Annotated in this window: 15 protein-coding genes; 3 read left to right on the forward strand and 12 right to left on the reverse strand. The window is 57.1% G+C overall.

Annotated elements, in window-relative coordinates:
• Window positions 1-149: 149 nt before the first annotated feature.
• From cheZ to flhD, 12 genes are all read right to left on the reverse strand, one after another.
• Window positions 150-794, reverse strand: a complete 645-nt coding sequence (gene cheZ, locus ACSEMK_RS16400) for a protein phosphatase CheZ (RefSeq protein ID WP_087858106.1) — start codon at window positions 792-794, stop codon at window positions 150-152.
• Window positions 795-804: 10 nt separating this feature from the next.
• On the reverse strand, window positions 805-1,194 hold the full coding sequence (gene cheY, locus ACSEMK_RS16405; protein ID WP_213793862.1) for a chemotaxis response regulator CheY: 390 nt from the start codon (window positions 1,192-1,194) through the stop codon (window positions 805-807).
• A 71-nt stretch (window positions 1,195-1,265) separates the two neighbouring features.
• Entirely contained in the window at window positions 1,266-2,315 is a 1,050-nt protein-coding gene (locus ACSEMK_RS16410; protein WP_045397782.1) for a protein-glutamate methylesterase/protein-glutamine glutaminase, read from the reverse strand.
• Complete coding sequence (cheR, locus tag ACSEMK_RS16415; protein ID WP_113374266.1) at window positions 2,315-3,187, reverse strand: protein-glutamate O-methyltransferase CheR; 873 nt, start codon at window positions 3,185-3,187, stop codon at window positions 2,315-2,317. The genes ACSEMK_RS16410 and cheR overlap by 1 nt, the downstream gene beginning before the upstream one ends.
• A gap of 28 nt (window positions 3,188-3,215) precedes the next feature.
• Window positions 3,216-4,826 carry a methyl-accepting chemotaxis protein gene (locus ACSEMK_RS16420; RefSeq protein ID WP_213317018.1) on the reverse strand — a complete coding sequence of 537 codons (1,611 nt, stop codon included), beginning with the start codon at window positions 4,824-4,826 and terminating at the stop codon, window positions 3,216-3,218.
• An 83-nt stretch (window positions 4,827-4,909) separates the two neighbouring features.
• Window positions 4,910-6,580 (reverse strand): methyl-accepting chemotaxis protein, encoded by a 1,671-nt coding sequence (locus tag ACSEMK_RS16425; RefSeq protein WP_047065481.1) that lies wholly within the window; start codon window positions 6,578-6,580, stop codon window positions 4,910-4,912.
• 132 nt (window positions 6,581-6,712) lie between these two features.
• A complete protein-coding gene (gene cheW, locus ACSEMK_RS16430; protein WP_316424494.1) occupies window positions 6,713-7,213 on the reverse strand; it encodes a chemotaxis protein CheW in 501 nt (166 codons plus the stop codon).
• A 33-nt stretch (window positions 7,214-7,246) separates the two neighbouring features.
• Window positions 7,247-9,205, reverse strand: a complete 1,959-nt coding sequence (gene cheA, locus ACSEMK_RS16435; protein WP_430914991.1) for a chemotaxis protein CheA — start codon at window positions 9,203-9,205, stop codon at window positions 7,247-7,249.
• Window positions 9,202-10,125: a flagellar motor protein MotB gene (gene motB / locus ACSEMK_RS16440; protein ID WP_042892855.1), complete on the reverse strand. Its 924-nt coding sequence runs from the start codon at window positions 10,123-10,125 to the stop codon at window positions 9,202-9,204. Before motB ends, cheA begins: the two co-directional genes overlap by 4 nt.
• Complete coding sequence (motA, locus tag ACSEMK_RS16445; protein ID WP_015704927.1) at window positions 10,122-11,012, reverse strand: flagellar motor stator protein MotA; 891 nt, start codon at window positions 11,010-11,012, stop codon at window positions 10,122-10,124. The genes motB and motA overlap by 4 nt, the downstream gene beginning before the upstream one ends.
• 141 nt (window positions 11,013-11,153) lie before the next feature.
• Window positions 11,154-11,735, reverse strand: coding sequence for a flagellar transcriptional regulator FlhC (gene flhC / locus ACSEMK_RS16450; RefSeq protein ID WP_045397765.1), 582 nt, complete (start codon window positions 11,733-11,735; stop codon window positions 11,154-11,156).
• A gap of 2 nt (window positions 11,736-11,737) precedes the next feature.
• Window positions 11,738-12,088: a flagellar transcriptional regulator FlhD gene (flhD, locus tag ACSEMK_RS16455; protein ID WP_015367348.1), complete on the reverse strand. Its 351-nt coding sequence runs from the start codon at window positions 12,086-12,088 to the stop codon at window positions 11,738-11,740.
• 1,236 nt (window positions 12,089-13,324) lie between these two features.
• On the opposite strand from flhD, the gene ACSEMK_RS16460 reads away from it, so the two are divergent.
• The 3 genes from ACSEMK_RS16460 to ACSEMK_RS16470 all read left to right on the forward strand — a co-directional run bounded on the left by ACSEMK_RS16460 (window position 13,325) and on the right by ACSEMK_RS16470 (window position 17,133).
• A complete protein-coding gene (locus ACSEMK_RS16460) occupies window positions 13,325-14,248 on the forward strand; it encodes an aminoimidazole riboside kinase (protein ID WP_430914990.1) in 924 nt (307 codons plus the stop codon).
• A 114-nt stretch (window positions 14,249-14,362) separates the two neighbouring features.
• Window positions 14,363-15,733 (forward strand): sucrose-specific PTS transporter subunit IIBC, encoded by a 1,371-nt coding sequence (locus ACSEMK_RS16465; protein WP_430914989.1) that lies wholly within the window; start codon window positions 14,363-14,365, stop codon window positions 15,731-15,733.
• The gene (locus ACSEMK_RS16470) at window positions 15,733-17,133 is read left to right on the forward strand and encodes a sucrose-6-phosphate hydrolase (RefSeq protein ID WP_308958557.1); all 1,401 of its coding nucleotides are present in this window, start codon (window positions 15,733-15,735) and stop codon (window positions 17,131-17,133) included. The genes ACSEMK_RS16465 and ACSEMK_RS16470 overlap by 1 nt, the downstream gene beginning before the upstream one ends.
• Window positions 17,134-17,143 lie beyond the last annotated feature (10 nt).

The following is a 17,143-nucleotide window of genomic DNA, read 5'->3' on the forward strand; positions in this document are numbered from 1 at the left end:
CCTGCAGTTCCTGTGTCGGGAGGGTAAAGAATGGCGGTCAGCATGCCAAAAAATTGGCGAAGTCATTGGCGGAACAACGGCGAAAAAGAGGGGTTATTTCACGGATGAGGGAAAGGAGGCTGGGGCGCAGCATCCTGCGCCCCGCCTGGTCAGAAACCGAGACTATCGAGCAGATCGTCAACCTGCGCCTGGTTGGCGATGACACCGACGCCGTTCTGGTCAAGCTGCGGGCCGTTGAGCAGGCTATCGTTGGCCCGTTTCTCTTTCACCGGCGGTTCCGGCATGTTTTCCATCAGCACCATCAGCAGCTGCTTTTCAATTTCCTGCACCACGTCCATCATGCGCTTGATAACCTGACCGGTCAGGTCCTGGAAATCCTGCGCCATCATGATTTCCATCAGTTGGGCGTTGGTAAAGGAAGTATGGCCCGGCACCCGATCCAGATACTCACGGGTGTCAGTCACCAGCGCGCGCGCGTCGTCCAGTTCGATCGGATTAGCGAACCACTCATCCCAGCGCGATTTTAGCGCGCTGGCGCCGGACTCCAGTTCGGCCTGGCGCGGCTGCGCCGCCTCCACGCAGCTCAACGCCCGTTCCGCCGCCTGCGCCGTCATGGTGACAACGTAATCAAGACGGTCGCGGGCATCCGGGATCGCCTCGGCCGCCTGGGCAATCGCCTGATCGAGCCCCAGCTCGCGCATGCTGTCGCGCAGCATGCGGGTGAGCTGGCCGATACGGGAGATTATCTCTCCCGCGGTCGCTGCATCGCTGGCAGGCATTGGAATCTCTCTCATCGCCCTCTCCTTACATGCCCAATTTTTCGAAAATCTTGTTGAGCTTTTCTTCCAGCGTCGCCGCCGTAAAAGGTTTCACCACATAACCGCTGGCGCCTGCCTGCGCGGCGGCAATAATATTTTCTTTTTTCGCTTCCGCCGTCACCATTAGTACCGGCATCGCCGCCAGCGCGCTATCTGCACGAATGGTTTGCAACAGTTCCAGACCGTCGACGTTGGGCATATTCCAGTCGGAGACCACGAAATCAAAGCTGCTGGCCCGCAGCTTATTTAGCGCGTCTGCGCCATCTTCCGCCTCTTCGACGTTGTTGAAACCGAGCTCTTTAAGCAAATTTCTGATGATACGACGCATGGTGGAAAAGTCGTCGACGACCAGAAAACGGAGATTCTTATCTGCCATTACTACCCCTGAACAGTGTCATTTTTAACTCACGTCACACCACGCCGCCGGGACATCCCGGCGGCGTGAAATTAAATTCGCAGCGCCTGGCCGCCGGCTATCTGCGCCAGCATGCGTTGGCTCATGCGCTCCAGCTCAACCACTTCGCTGACCCCGCCGCTGGCGATGGCCTCGCGCGGCATGCCGAACACCACGCAGCTCGCTTCGCTCTGCGCCAGGGTATAGGCCCCGGCGCGATGCATCTCCAGCATTCCCTGCGCGCCGTCGTTGCCCATGCCGGTGAGGATCACCCCCACCGCATTGCGCCCGGCGTGGCGGGCCACCGAGCGAAACAGCACATCCACCGATGGGCGATGGCGATTCACCGCCGGGCCGTCGTGCAGCTTGACCTGATAGTTAGCGCCGCTACGCGCCAGCTCCAGATGGCGATCCCCAGGTGCGATATAGGCGTGTCCCGGCAGCACGCGTTCGCCCTCTTCCGCCTCTTTCACCGTGATCTGGCACAGCTTGTTCAGCCGTTCGGCGAACGAGCGGGTAAATCCCGGCGGCATATGCTGGGTGATCAGCAGCGCCGGGCTGGTGGCCGGCAACGGTTGTAGCACTTGACGAATGGCTTCGGTGCCGCCGGTGGAAGCGCCAATGGCGATCAGCTTCTCGCTGCTCAGCAGCGGTCCGTGGCTTAAAATAGCCGGCGGCTGGCCATTGGCGCGCTGCGGCAGCCGCGCCCGCGCGGCGGTGCGGATCTTTTCACCGATCAGTTCACTGTAGGCCAGCATGCCTTCGCGGATCCCGAGCTGCGGTTTGGTGACGAAATCCACCGCCCCCAGCTCCAGCGCGCGCAGGGTAATTTCCGAACCTTTACCGGTCAGCGACGAAACCATCACCACCGGCATCGGCCGCAGGCGCATCAGTTTTTCGAGGAAATCGAGGCCGTCCATGCGCGGCATTTCGACGTCCAGCGTCAGCACCTGCGGGTTAAATTTTTTGATCAGATCCCGTGCGACCAGCGGGTCCGGGGCCACCGCCACCATCTCCATATCGGCGTGGCCATTGACGATCTCGGTCATCAGCTGGCGCATCAGGGCCGAATCATCAACACATAACACTCTGATTTTACTCATTACTTCTCCTTGGTCAGCCCATACACGGTCTGTCCACGCAGGTAGAAATCCCGGCTGATCTGGCTGAAATTCTCGGAGTGACCGGCAAACAACAGTCCCCCCGGTTTAAGCAAGGGGACAAAGCGGCGCAGGATGCGTTCCTGCGTCGGTTTATCGAAATAGATCATCACGTTGCGGCAAAAAATCGCGTCGAACGGCCCCGGCAGCGCCCACTCCGGCGCCAGCAGATTCAGCGGCTGGAAGTTGACCCGCGCCGCCAGCTCCTGACGCACGCGCACCAGCCCCTGATGCGGCCCGGTGCCGCGCAGAAAATAGCGCTGCATCTGGATTGGCGTCAGAGTGCGCAGATCGTCATGGCGATAAATCCCCGCTTCGGCTTTTTCCAGTACCTGGGTGTCAATATCGCTGGCCCAGACCTGGCAACTGCCCGCACGTTCCCCGAGCGCATCGCCGAGCGTAATGGCGATGGAATAAGGTTCTTCGCCGGTCGAGGCGGCGGTGCTCCACACGCTATAGTTCCCGGGACGCGAGCGCGCATGCTCCGCCAGAATCGGAAAGTGGTGCGCCTCGCGAAAAAAGGCCGTCAGGTTGGTGGTCAGCGCATTGATAAACGCCTGCCACTCGGCGCTGTGCGGGTCGCTTTCCAGCAGCGCCAGGTAGTCGCCGAAATCATGAATGCCCAGCAGACGCAAACGGCGCACCAGCCGGTTGTACACCATCTCGCGCTTATGCGCCGCCAGCACGATCCCGGCGCGCTGATAGATAAGCTGGCTGATGCGGCGAAAATGCGCGTCGGAGAGCGGCAGACGCTGGGCCATCTGCGCCAGCGCCGAGCCGCTTTCGCGCGGCGCGGTTGATGTTGTCTGCTTCATGCCGACGCACCGGCAAAATACGAGCGGTTTATGCGGTTTGACAATCCAGGGTCTCCTTTACCGTGGATGAGGTTTCCGGCGCGACGAAGTTGTCGTCCGCCAGACGGAATACCGCCACTGCATCGGCGAGGGTAATCGCCTGCTCTTCCAGCGCAGCGGCGGCGGAAGCCGATTCCACCACCAGGGCGGCGTTCTGTTGCGTGACCTGATCCATCTGGGTAACCGCCTGCGTCACCTGCTCAATGCCGCGGCTCTGCTCGTCAGAGGCGGAGGCGATTTCACCCATGATGTCGGTGACCCGGGTTACCGAGCGCACGATGTCCTGCATGGTGGCGCCGGAATTTTCCACCAGCACCGAGCCATGTTTGACGCGGCTGACGGATTCGTCGATCAGCAGCTTAATTTCTTTTGCCGCCTGGGCGCTGCGGCTGGCCAGGTTACGCACTTCACCAGCCACCACCGCAAAGCCGCGCCCCTGTTCACCGGCGCGCGCCGCTTCTACCGCCGCGTTAAGCGCCAGAATATTGGTCTGGAAGGCGATGCCGTCGATGACGCTGGTAATGGCGCCGATTTTTTGCGAACTGTTGGCGATGTCGTGCATCGTGGTGACCACATCATCCGCCAGCTCGCCGCCTTTGGCGGCGGTTGAAGAAGCATCACGCGCCAGCTGCGATGCCTGGCGGGCATTATCGGCATTCTGTTTTACCGTCGCGGTTAGCTGCTCCATACTGGCGGCGGTTTCTTCCAGCGAAGCCGCCTGTTGTTCGGTACGCGAGGAGAGATCGTTGTTGCCTTCTGAAATCTCCTGCAGGCCGATAAGAATTGACTCCGCACCGTCGCGCACCGCGCCGACGGTACCAATCAGCGAGTGTTGCATGCGCTGCAGGCTGGCAAATAGCTGGCTGATTTCGTTGCGGCCATAGACCTCAATCGGCGCGGAAAGATCGCCGCTGGCGATACGTTCAAAGTGGCCACGAATAATATTCAGCGGCTGCACCAGCATGGTTCGCAGCCACCACATCGCGCTGAGGGTGACCACCAAGAGCATCAGCACCGCCCCGGCAACCAACCAGATTGACCAGCCGTAGGCCCGCTGGCTGGAGGCGCTGGCTTCATCGGTCGTCGCCTTCGCCAGCTGCAGATATTGCACAAAGTCGGCCTCGAAGCGGTCCTGTATTTTCTGCGTCGGCTGGTCCATAAAGGCCTGCAGGTTGCGATTTTCGAGGAACACGATCAGTTCGCGCAGCGCGCCGCGTAGCTTTTCGTAGCTTTCACGCGTGGCATCGGCCAACTGCTGCTCCTGCTCATCCACGCGAGGCGTGTCGAGGAACTGGTTAAAGTAGAGATCGGCTTTTTGCAGCGAGCTGCGGGCGCCGCCCATCAGCGCATCCACCTGCTCCTGCGGCACCTTCAGCGCCGCGCGGGTACCGGCACGGTTAAGGGTATTTCGCGCCTGTAGCAGCGATACCCAGCTGAGGCTAAGCGCATCGCGCTGCTGGCTACTGACGGTAATACGTTCAAGATTGTGGTTGTCGGCGCGCAGCGCGACGTAAGAGAGCCCGGTGCTGATCAGTTGCATGATGCAAAAGGAGATCAGCAGCAGGAAAAGACTGGTAGAGATACGGATTCGGTTAAACATAGCAATCTCCTTGGTAGCCGGTCTTGGCCGGCTTACAACGCAAGAGAGGCCGCCGCGTGTAGGGATGCGGCGGCCGGTACCCGTTAGAACGTCTCCCAGTTATCCTGGTAGTCGCTGGCGCTGGTTTTTTTATGCGTAGCGATGGCGGCAGGCGCGGTTTTATTGCTGACCGGCGCTTTATACTCTTCCTGCCCTTCCGACTTCAGACGGAAGACGGCAACCGACTGCGTCAGCAAGCTGGCTTGCTCTTCCAGCGCGGCGGCGGCGGAGGCCGACTCTTCCACCAGCGAGGCGTTCTGCTGGGTGACGCGATCCATTTCCGCTACCGCCTGGCCGACCTGGTCGATACCGCGGCTCTGCTCATCGGAAGCAGAGGCGATTTCGCCCATGATGTCGGTCACGCGGGTGACCGCATTGACGATGTCGCCCATGGTGTCGCCGGCGCTTTCCACCAGCACCGAGCCCATATCCACACGGTTGACCGAGTCCTCGATCAGCGCTTTGATCTCTTTGGCCGCTTGGGCGCTGCGCTGCGCCAGGTTGCGGACTTCACCCGCCACGACCGCGAAACCGCGGCCCTGTTCACCAGCGCGCGCCGCTTCTACCGCGGCGTTAAGCGCCAGGATGTTGGTCTGGAAGGCGATACCGTCGATAACGCCGGTGATATCGGCAATTTTCTGCGAGCTGCTGGCGATGTCGTGCATGGTTTCCACCACGTTGGCCACCACTTTGCCGCCCTTCTGCGCAGTTTCGGAGGCGCTCAGCGCCAGCTGGCTAGCCTGACGCGCGTTTTCGGCGTTCTGTTTCACCGTCGCCGTCAGCTGTTCCATACTGGCGGCAGTCTCTTCCAGCGATGCCGCCTGCTGTTCGGTGCGCGAAGAGAGATCGTTATTCCCGGCGGCGATTTCCGATGCGCCGCTATAGATGGCATCCGCCCCCTGACGCACGCCGCTTACCGTTTCGATAAGCTCGTTCTGCATGTGCTTGAGGCTGGCGGCCAGCACGCCGATTTCATTACGGCTGGTCACCGGGATAGGCTGGGTCAGGTCGCCGGAGGCAATACGTTTGATGTGTTCAATCATGCGGTTCAGCGGGCGCACCAGGATATGGTGGATGCCCATCCATACGCCGACGATCGCCGCCAGCACCACGATGATGACCACAATTAAGGTCCAGATCGCCGAGCTATAAGAGCTGTTGCTACCGTCAACGGCGATTTGGTACAGCTTGCCGTTTTGCTGCAGATAGGCGTTATAAGTCTGCTCGAAATCGTCCTGGTATTTTTGCGTCGGCTGGTCGAAGAAGGCGTTGATTTTACCCTCGCCCAGCAGCTGGATCAGCTCCGACAGCGCGCCGTACAGGATGCCATACTGCTGCTTAAGCTTTTCCGTCGCCTGCGGATCCTGACGCGGGTCCTGCGGGATTTTTTCATAGGCGGCGTAGTTACGTTCGGCGCGCGCCAGCTCTTCTTTCGCTTTCGCCAGCAGCTCGTCGATAGTCGCGCCGCTGCCGATTTTGTTGGTATCCATCATGTAGCGGATCCCTGCGCGGTTCAGGGAGTTACGCGCCTGCAGCAGATCGACCCGGCTTTCACTTAGCAGCAACTGCTGCTGACGGATGGTTTGCAGAACGGTGAAGTTCTCTTTATCGCTTTTCAGCGACGAAAAAAACAGACCGCCCGAAATCAGCTGCAATGCGCCAAATAGCACCAGCACTAATAAGAGACTGGTGACGACCTTAATACGATTAAACATGTTTCCCCTTCCTGGAAGCCTGAACGGCCAGGCTTTACGTATGTGACTGAAAGGGTTATCGGCGCGCGGGAGGGGAACTTTATGCCAGGCGGGGACTATTTTTACCGGGCGCGGCAGAGCGCGCCCGGTAGATTAGTGGCTTTTGGCGACGTTATCGACCAGCGCCATCTCTTCGCTGCTGAGCAGCTTTTCGATATCCACAAGGATCAGCATGCGCTCGCCGAGCGCGCCAAGACCGGTGAGATACTCGGTCGCCAGCGTCACCGCGAATTCCGGCGCCGGGCGGATCTGTTCAGCGGTGAGAGACAGCACGTCGGAGACGCCGTCGACCACAATCCCCACCACCCGCAGGCCGAAGTTAAGCACGATAACCACCGTGTTTTCATCATAAGAGACGCCCTGCTGGGCGAATTTTACCCGCAGGTCGATAATCGGCACGATCACCCCGCGCAGATTGGTGACACCTTTGATGAAATTCGGGGTGTTGGCGATACGCGTCACCTGGTCATAGCCGCGGATCTCCTGCACCTTGAGAATATCGATGCCGTATTCTTCATTACCGAGGGTAAAAATTAAAAACTCCTGACCTACCGTTTCGCCAGCCAATTTGCTGACGGTTGCTAATCCTGCCATGGTCTGCACCTGTTAATTTTATGAGATGAGTCGTTATGCGGCCGCTGCGCTCAGCAGCTTTTCCCGGTTGAGCATTTGCAGCGCCGACACATCGACAATCAGCGCCACGCTGCCGTCGCCGAGGATCGTCGCCGCGGAAATTCCCGGCACTTTGCGATAATTGCTTTCCAGGTTTTTCACCACTACCTGATGCTGGCCAATCAGTTGATCCACCAGCAGCGCGTAGCGGCGGCCGGCGCTTTGCAGAATCACCACGATGCCCTGAGTAGCCTCGGTTTTCGCCCCGGCGACATCAAACACCCGGTAGAGCTCCACCAGCGGTAGATACTCGCCGCGAACCTGCAGCATCCGCTCGCCGCCGGCCATCGGATGCAGGTCTTCGGCCTGCGGCTGCAGCGATTCCATCACCGCGTTGAGCGGCAGAATAAAGACCTCTTCATTGACCTTGACCGACATGCCGTCGAGGATGGCGAGCGTTAGCGGCAGCAAAATACGAATCGAGGTTCCTTTGCCCGCGCGGGAATGGATTTCAACGTGACCGCCCATCTCCTGGATGTTCCGTTTCACGACGTCCATGCCGACGCCGCGGCCAGAGACGTCGGTCACCTGTTCCGCGGTCGAAAAGCCCGGCGCGAAAATGAGCATTCCGACCTCTTCATCACTCATGCTGTCGCTGACCGCCAGCCCCTGCGCCGCCGCTTTGGCGAGAATTTTTTCGCGATTGAGTCCGGCGCCGTCATCGATCACTTCGATGCAGATATTGCCGCCCTGATGTTCAGCGGAAAGAATCAGATTGCCCACCTCAGACTTACCTGACGCCAGACGGGTTTGCGGATCTTCAATACCGTGGTCGAGGCTATTACGCACCAGGTGGGTTAACGGGTCGATAATGCGCTCGATCAGGCTCTTATCAAGTTCGGTAGAGCTGCCCTGTAGCGTCAGTTCCACCTGCTTATTGAGCTTGCCGGCCAGGTCGCGCACCAGCCGCGGGTAGCGGCTGAATACATATTCCATCGGCATCATGCGAATCGACATCACCGATTCCTGCAGGTCGCGAGCGTTACGTTCCAGCTGGCTCATGCTATTGAGCAGATCGCCATGGGTTACCGGATCCAGGTTACCTGAGCGCTGCGCCAGCATGGACTGGGTGATCACCAGTTCGCCGACGAGGTTAATCAACTGGTCAACTTTCTCCACCGCCACGCGAATGCTGGTCGATTCGCTGGCCTTCGCTCTCGGCGCTTTAGGCGGCTCGACGGCAGCAGGCTGCGGTTGGACGACCGGCGACGGCACAGCTTCGGCCAACGGCGATGGTTTAGCGGCAGTGGTTGGCGGCGTGGTAAAGCTGATCTGTTCCGGCTCAAGAACGAAACAGAGCACCGCGCAGATATCCTCTTCGCTGGCGGTGGTCAGCAGGGTCACCTCAAGGCTATTGTCAGTTTGCAGGGGATCCTGAACCTCGCCGAGGTTGCCAAGCTCTTCCAGCATCAGCGGAATTTCATTGGCTTTAAGCCCGGTTAAGCTCACGCGCATACCGCCAGCGATGGCCGTCGGCGCAGGCTGGGCCACGACGGGCGGCGCGGCAGGCGCGTCCTGCTGCTGCGCTTCCAGCGCCAGCTGCCGCAGCGCCTGGCAGATATAGTCAAAGCTCTCAGCGTCAGGCTGCTGCGAGGTTTTATAGGCGTCCAGTTGCTCCTGCATAATATCTTTGGTTTCCAGAAACAGATTGATAATTTCGGTGCTCAAGCGCATCTCCTCGCGCCGGGCGCCGTCGAGCAGGTTCTCCAGCAGATGGGTGGTTTCCTGCAATACGGAAAAGCCAAACGTCGCCGCGCCGCCTTTGATCGAGTGCGCCGCGCGAAAAATAGCGTTTAGCGGTTCGATATCGGGGGCCTGCGGATCCAGCTCCAGCAGGTGTTGCTCCATGTCTGCCAGCAGCTCATCTGCTTCATCAAAAAAAGTCTGATAAAAAGCGCTAATATCCATGCTCATGGGGTCACCTCAGGGTGTGAATCGCGGTTAACCGGCGCGGGCGCGACCAGCTTTGGCAGCGCATCCGGCTGGCTAATCTCCAGCGCATTGCTTTCGCCATTTTCATGTTCGATGCTCTGCTGGGTCTCTTTGTTAAGCACCAGTACGGTAATGCGGCGGTTGATGGCATCATCAGCGCCGTGCTGCTTCAGGCTCATGGTTGCCGCCATACCGACCACCCGAAGCACCTTCCCTTCCGCCAGGCCGCCGGCAATCAGCTCGCGGCGCGAGGCGTTGGCGCGATCCGCCGACAGCTCCCAGTTGCTGTAACCGCGTTCGCCGCTGGCGTAGGGGATGTCATCGGTATGCCCGGAGAGGCTTATCTTGTTCGGCAAATCATTGAGGATTGGCGCAATCGCTCGCAGGATATCGCGCATATAGCTTTCAACCTGAGCGCTACCGGTTTTAAACATCGGGCGATTCTGGCTATCGATAATCTGAATGCGCAGGCCTTCGTCCATCATGTTGATCAGCAGATGCGGACGAAGTGCCTTCAGGCGCGGGTCTGACTCAATCAACTGATCGAGCTTGTCACGCAGTTTGTTAAGCCGTAGCTCTTCGGCGCGTTTATCCGCGGTATTGATCTGCTTGCTGACCAACCCGACTTCACGGGTCGGGTCTTCGCCGCCGCCGGGGATCGGGCTGCTTTCCGAGCTGCTTTTATCGCCGCTGGTCAGCGCCACTTTCAGCGGCGTACGGAAATATTCGGCTATTTGCGTCAGTTCCTGCGGGCTGGCGATCGCCAGCAGCCACATCACCAGAAAGAAGGCCATCATCGCCGTCATAAAATCGGCATAGGCAATCTTCCACGAGCCGCCGTGATGCGCAGGCTGGTGCGATTTTCGTTTTCTGACCAGTACCACCGGGTGATTATGTTTCATGCTTCTTCGCTTTCCGTCGCCTGCGCGGCGGGCGCTTTGACCTGGCGCACGTGCTCTTCGAGCTCAACAAACGACGGGCGCTCGGTGGTGTATAACGTTTTGCGGCCGAATTCGACGGCGATTTGCGGCGCGTAGCCGTTGAGGCTGGAGAGCAGCGTGACCTTGATGCACTGCATCATCTTGACGGTCTCGGCGCTTTTTTGCCGCAGCAGCGTCGACAGCGGCGAGATAAATCCATAGGCCAGCAGAATGCCGAGGAAAGTCCCCACCATCGCGTTGGCGATAAGCGCCCCGAGCTCCGCCGCCGGGCGGTCCGCCGAGGCCAGCGCATGCACCACCCCCATTACCGCCGCGACAATACCAAATGCCGGCAGAGAGTCGCCGACCATCGCCAGGCTGCCGGCGGGCACTTCGCTCTCCTGTTCGAAGGTTTCGATCTCTTCGTCCATCAGCGCTTCAATTTCAAAAGCATTCATGTTGCCGCTCACCATCAGGCGTAAATAATCGGTTATGAACTCCACCAGATGGTTATCGGCAAGGATGCGCGGATAATTAGCGAAAATTTCACTTTCCTGAGGATTGTCGATATCGAACTCAAGCGACAACATCCCCTGTTGACGGGATTTAGCGAGCAGCAGGAACAGCAGCGCCATGAGATCCATATACAGCGCCTTGCTGTATTTGGAGCGACGTACCATTTTGGGCAACGCCCGCAGCGTGGATTTGATGGCTTTGCCGTTGTTGCCGACGATAAACGCGCCGATGCCGGCGCCGCCGATAATCAGGAATTCCGCCGGCTGGTACAGCGCGCCAAGGTGGCCGCCCACCAGCAAATAACCGCCAAATACCGCTCCCAGGACCACGAGATAACCCAATATCACTAGCACACGCATACCTCAAATTAACAATGTGGATGGCGGGCGAGGCAAACGCGCCCTGGCGTAAACCAGGCGTGGAATGGGGGGCGGCATGCCGCCCCTGCGTATTACACGTCGAAATGGATTGCCGTAAGTCGTCGGAACGGCGACTTACATGACGCGTTTAGCCTGCTCGTCCAGCAGTTGAGAGGTTATATCGGCCAGTTGCGGAGAAAGTTTACGTCTTTTTACGGCGCGTGAAGGCGGTTGGCATAATGTGCAGACGAAATCGTGCTGCGGATGATGCGCGTGGGTGATAAATGAGCCGCCGCAGCTATTGCAGGCGGAGAGCTGCAGCATACCGCTATCAACAAAGCGCACCAGCGTCCAGGCGCGGGTCAACGCCAGTAGCGGCGCTTCGCCCGCTTCTTGCGGACACTGTTCGAGATACAGGCGATAGGCTTTGATCACCGCTTCCACTCCGCTGCATTTACCGCTCTTCAGCAGGAACAAATAGGCGTTGTAGAACATCGACGAATGAATATTCTGCTCCCAGGTCATAAACCAATCGGTCGAGAACGGCAGCATCCCTTTCGGCGGCGGGCTTCCGCGCAGCTCCTTGTAAAGTTTGATTAAGCGCCCACGGCTGAGCTGAGTTTCACTCTCCAGCATCTGCAGACGCGCGCCGAGAGATATCAGCTCCATGGCGAGCTGAATATCCTTCGCTTCCTGAACAATACTTTTCTCAGCCATTATCAAACACTTTTCTTCGCTGCAGCGCCTTCTTTGGCGCGGAGCTCTTGCAGCAGGTGACTGGAAAGCAGGATACCGGTATGGATCTGCTGGAGGTCATCAACGCGCGACTCTTTGGTCAATTGCTCGATAGTCTGATGGTCGCTGAAGCGCAGATTGCACACCAGCTGATTAGTTTCAGCCAGTTTCACCATCTGCGGTAACGTCAGTTGCGCCAGGGTATCAACCATGGTTTCGTCAATTCCCAAACGAAACATCGCGGACACTTTCTCATCGTTGATCAGCCGCTGTGCTAAAAATAAATACGACAGGTTGAAGTCATAAATATGCTTAAGTAATTCGGAGGTACCCATAATCCCTATCCCGATAAGCCATGTTAGAAAACATACACGTGGCGTGTTACTTAATCGCCCGTGACCTCAGTTATTTCCCCAAGAGGCAATTAAAACACTCACTCGCGATAGCTAAAAATTCAGCTAATCGTCAAATTCGCCCCACTGTTAATAGTTTGTTACAGGTGCAAACCGGAGTGGAGGATGTAAAGAATTTGCTTCGAGAGAGTTGAATTGCCATGAAACTATTTTTAGAAATTCTATAAGAATATTCTTAAGGCGGCGCAACTCTACTCCCGAATCATTAGCACACACAATTAAGTATGGGGAAATTTTGAATGTAATGAGATATAGATCACAAAAATAAAAAATAATACCGGTAACAACACCTCATTTCGATCACTTTATAACCAACATTCGATCATTTAACGATCACAAGTAAATGAATTACCTTAAAAAAAGTGTTATCAACCATTACTATTAGTTTTTTTTGGTACATTTAGAACAAAAAAATAACATTATAAAAATTGAAGAATAAAAATCTGAACAAGCGGTAAATTCAACGCAAATCATTAGTTTTCACCGTAAAAAATAACCATGGTGTAATACAGGGATATTAGATCTAATACTCGAATAGCATCTATGGAAAAAGTATAAAAAACGTACAATAAAGCGATGGTATCGGCTAGTCTTTCAGCGCGGATGATTGTACAAAATACAATCTAACAACCTCATATCGCGGCGCCTGACGCTATTTTCCCGCATCTTCTCGTGGCTGAACTCCTGCAGATATGGATAAAATTTCGATAACAATTACGGCCTGGCGCATTACCCAAAATGGGTATTTCCGCCGGGTTACTTTTCTAACATTCCTTTAACGAAACGAGTTTATTAACACGTTGTAATAATAAAAATCGAGAATTAATTAACGACGTTGAGCCCAAGTTTAAAGCCATCAAGAATATATTTTTAAACCGTATAAATACGGCGAAGTAATAATAATAAATAGATATATGAGGATTTTTCCTCGGCAATAAGCGACCTATCGCTCTGCCCCCTCCCCCTTATTATTGGTAGGTGAAAATGACAAAGACATTTGCAGCGCTGTAGTAAAGCGCTAAGCGCGCAATATCGCGGCTGGATCACATTTTATCGTTGCCGATCGCATTTTCATCACTTCCGCGTTCCGTTGGATTTTCGGTTATGTTTAAATTAGCTAAACCGGTTTAACAAAGTTTAGCTAAAAGGATTATAAGTATGACCAGTAAAGTATGGGTACTCGGCGATGCGGTCGTCGATCTGCTGCCTGAGGGCGATGGCCGCTTATTACAATGTCCGGGCGGCGCACCGGCTAACGTTGCGGTCGGCGTCGCGCGTCTTGGCGGCAATAGCGGATTCATCGGCCGGGTCGGCGATGACCCTTTTGGCCATTTTATGCGCCAGACGCTACGACAAGAGAACGTGGATATCAGCCACCTTTCTTTAGACCCCGCACAGCGCACCTCAACCGTCGTGGTGGCGCTGGATGAACACGGCGAACGAACCTTTACCTTTATGGTTCGTCCGAGCGCCGATCTTTTTTTACAACCAGGCGATCTCCCTCAATTCGCGGCCGGGCAGTGGCTGCACGTCTGCTCTATCGCCCTTAGCGCCGAACCCAGCCGTAGCAGCGCCTTTACGGCGATGGAACAGATTAAACGCGCCGGCGGCAGCGTCAGCTTCGACCCTAATATCCGCAGCGAACTGTGGCAGGATCCCCAGCTGTTACGCCGTTGTCTCGAACGGGCGCTGGCATTGGCTGACGTGGTGAAACTGTCGGAAGAGGAACTGGCCTTTATCAGCGGTAGCGATGATATTGCCAGCGGTATTGCGCGAGTCCGCGAGCACTTTCAGCCAAAACTGCTGCTGGTCACGCAAGGAAAAGCCGGAGTACAAGCAGTGTTCCATCAGCAGCATATTCACTTCCCGGCCCGTCCGGTGGTCAGCGTTGATACCACTGGAGCCGGCGATGCCTTTGTTGCCGGGCTACTCGCCAGCCTCTGCGCACACGGCTTTCCTGACAATGTCACCGCGCTGGAGCCGATCGTCGCGCTGGCGCAAACTTGTGGCGCGTTGGCGACTACCGCCAAAGGCGCGATGACCGCCTTACCGTACCAGGCCGATGTGAACCGCCAGTTTTAACGATGCAGGCAGGCAAAATAATTAAAACGTTTTAGCAAAATTAGCAAAGCGGCGGTTCGGGGATTCGGACATCCCCAATTGCCCATGATGATGACAGACTTTGTAGAGGGTACTATGGATTTTCAACAGATTTCTCGCACGCTGCTGCCGCTGCTTGGCGGCAAAGAAAATATCGCCAGCGCCGCGCATTGCGCCACCCGCTTGCGTCTGGTACTGGTCGATGACGCGCTCGCCGACCAGCAGGCCATCGGCAAAATTGAGGGGGTAAAAGGCTGCTTTCGCAACGCCGGGCAGATGCAAATCATCTTCGGTACCGGCGTGGTTAATAAAGTGTATGCCGCCTTTATTCAGGCCGCCGGTATTAGCGAGTCGAGCAAATCCGAGGCCGCAGACCTGGCGGCGAAAAAACTGAATCCGTTCCAGCGGATCGCTCGCCTGCTGTCGAACATCTTTGTGCCCATTATCCCGGCTATCGTCGCCTCCGGCCTGCTAATGGGACTGCTGGGAATGGTGAAAACCTACGGCTGGGTCGATCCGGGCAACGCCATCTACCTGATCCTCGATATGTGTAGTTCGGCCGCTTTTATTATTCTGCCAATCCTGATCGGGTTTACCGCCGCGCGTGAATTCGGCGGCAACCCTTATCTTGGCGCAACCCTCGGCGGTATTCTTACCCACCCGGCGCTGACCAACGCCTGGGGAGTGGCTTCGGGCTTCCACACCATGAATTTCTTCGGCCTCGAGGTGGCGATGATCGGATATCAGGGGACGGTATTCCCGGTGCTGCTGGCGGTATGGTTTATGAGCCTGCTTGAGAAGCAACTGCGACGCCTGATTCCCGACGCGCTGGATCTGATCCTCACGCCGTTCCTGACGGTTATTATCTCCGGTTTTATCGCCCTGTTGATTATCGGCCCGGCCGGTCGCGCACTCGGCGACGGCATCTCCTTTATTCTCAGCACGCTCATTGCCCACGCCGGTTGGCTGGCGGGGCTGCTGTTCGGTGGGCTGTATTCGGTGATTGTTATTACCGGTATTCACCACAGCTTCCATGCCATCGAAGCCGGGCTGCTCGGCAACCCGTCGATCGGCGTCAATTTCCTGCTGCCTATCTGGGCGATGGCTAATATTGCCCAGGGCGGCGCCTGTCTGGCGGTGTGGTTTAAAACCAAAGATATAAAAGTGAAAGCCATTGCCCTCCCCTCCGCCTTTTCGGCAATGCTGGGCATCACCGAAGCGGCGATATTCGGCATCAACCTGCGCTTCGTTAAGCCATTTATCGCCGCATTGATTGGCGGCGCGGCGGGTGGCGCCTGGGTGGTCTCCATGCACGTCTATATGACCGCCGTCGGCCTGACCGCCATCCCCGGAATGGCTATCGTACAGGCCAGTTCCCTGCTTAACTACATCATCGGACTGGCTATCGCGTTTGTGGTCGCCTTTATCGTTTCGCTGACGCTCAAATACAAAACGGATGCTGAATAATGCCGCAGCCTTCTTTGTTACCGATGGTCCTGCAGGCCGTCATGAACCACCAGCCGCGCGCGCTGCGGGATAACCACTATCCGCAGTGGCATCTGGCGCCGGTATGCGGGCTACTGAACGATCCAAACGGTTTTATCCACTTCGACGGTCGCTATCATCTTTTTTATCAGTGGAATCCTCTTGCCTGCGATCACAGCTATAAAGGCTGGGGGCACTGGAGTTCGCCGGATCTGCTGCACTGGCGGCATGAACCGATTGCCCTGCTGCCAGACGAAGAATACGACCGCAACGGCTGCTACTCCGGCAGCGCGGTAGATAACAACGGCGTCCTGACGCTCTGCTACACCGGTAATGTGAAATTTAGCGATGGTAGCCGTACCGCCTGGCAGTGTCTGGCGACGCAAAATCCCGACGGTACTTTTCGTAAACAAGGCCCGGTGCTGGCGCTGCCAGCAGGTTATAGCGGCCACGTGCGAGATCCCAAAGTCTGGCGCGATGGCGAACGCTGGATGATGGTGCTGGGCGCGCGCGATCTGGCCGACCGCGGCAAGGTTCTGCTATTCAGCTCCGCTGATTTGATGCAGTGGAATAGCCATGGCGAAATAGCCGGTAGCGGACTTAACGGCCTGAAAGACGCCGGCTATATGTGGGAATGCCCGGATCTGTTCCCCCTCGGCGATCGATATATTTTACTGAGCTGCCCGCAAGGATTGCCGCGCGAGGCACAGCGCTTCCTGAACACCTATCCGGCAGTCTGGATGCAGGGCCATTTCGACCAAACCGCCGCCACCTGGCGCCATGGCGCGATCGAAGAGCTGGATAGCGGCTTCGAATTCTATGCGCCGCAAACCACCCTGGCGGAGGATGGCCGCCGTCTGCTGGTTGGCTGGATGGGGGTCCCCGACGGAGAAGAGATGCAGCAACCTACGCGGGCCCACGGCTGGATCCATCAGATGACCTGCCTGCGGGAACTCAGCTGGCGCCACGGCACGCTGTATCAAAATCCCGTGCGCGAACTGGCGGCGCTTCGCGGCGAGGCGCAGGACTGGCAGTCCGAACCGCTGGCGCTGCAGCCGATGGAACTCGCCTTCGAGGTTGCGCCAGGCGATGCGCTGACGCTGGATTTCGCGGGTGCGCTGCAGCTTTCGCTGGACAGCCGCGGCGTACGCCTGGCCCGTCGAAGCCTGATAGCTGATACTGTCGATTACCGTTACTGGCGCGGCGCGGCGCATAAACTGCAGATCCTCATCGATCGATCCAGCGTCGAGATCTTTATTAATGATGGCGCGGGGGCGATGAGCAGCCGCTTCTTTGCCGATTATCCAGGTAAACTGGTATTCGGCGGCGCGACGCCGGTGGCATTCTGCTGCTGGCCGCTGCGGCCATGCATGGTAGAATAAGCGTTTTGCT

The organism is Klebsiella sp. K-3 (assembly GCF_051207495.1).
Lineage (GTDB): Bacteria > Pseudomonadota > Gammaproteobacteria > Enterobacterales > Enterobacteriaceae > Klebsiella > Klebsiella aerogenes.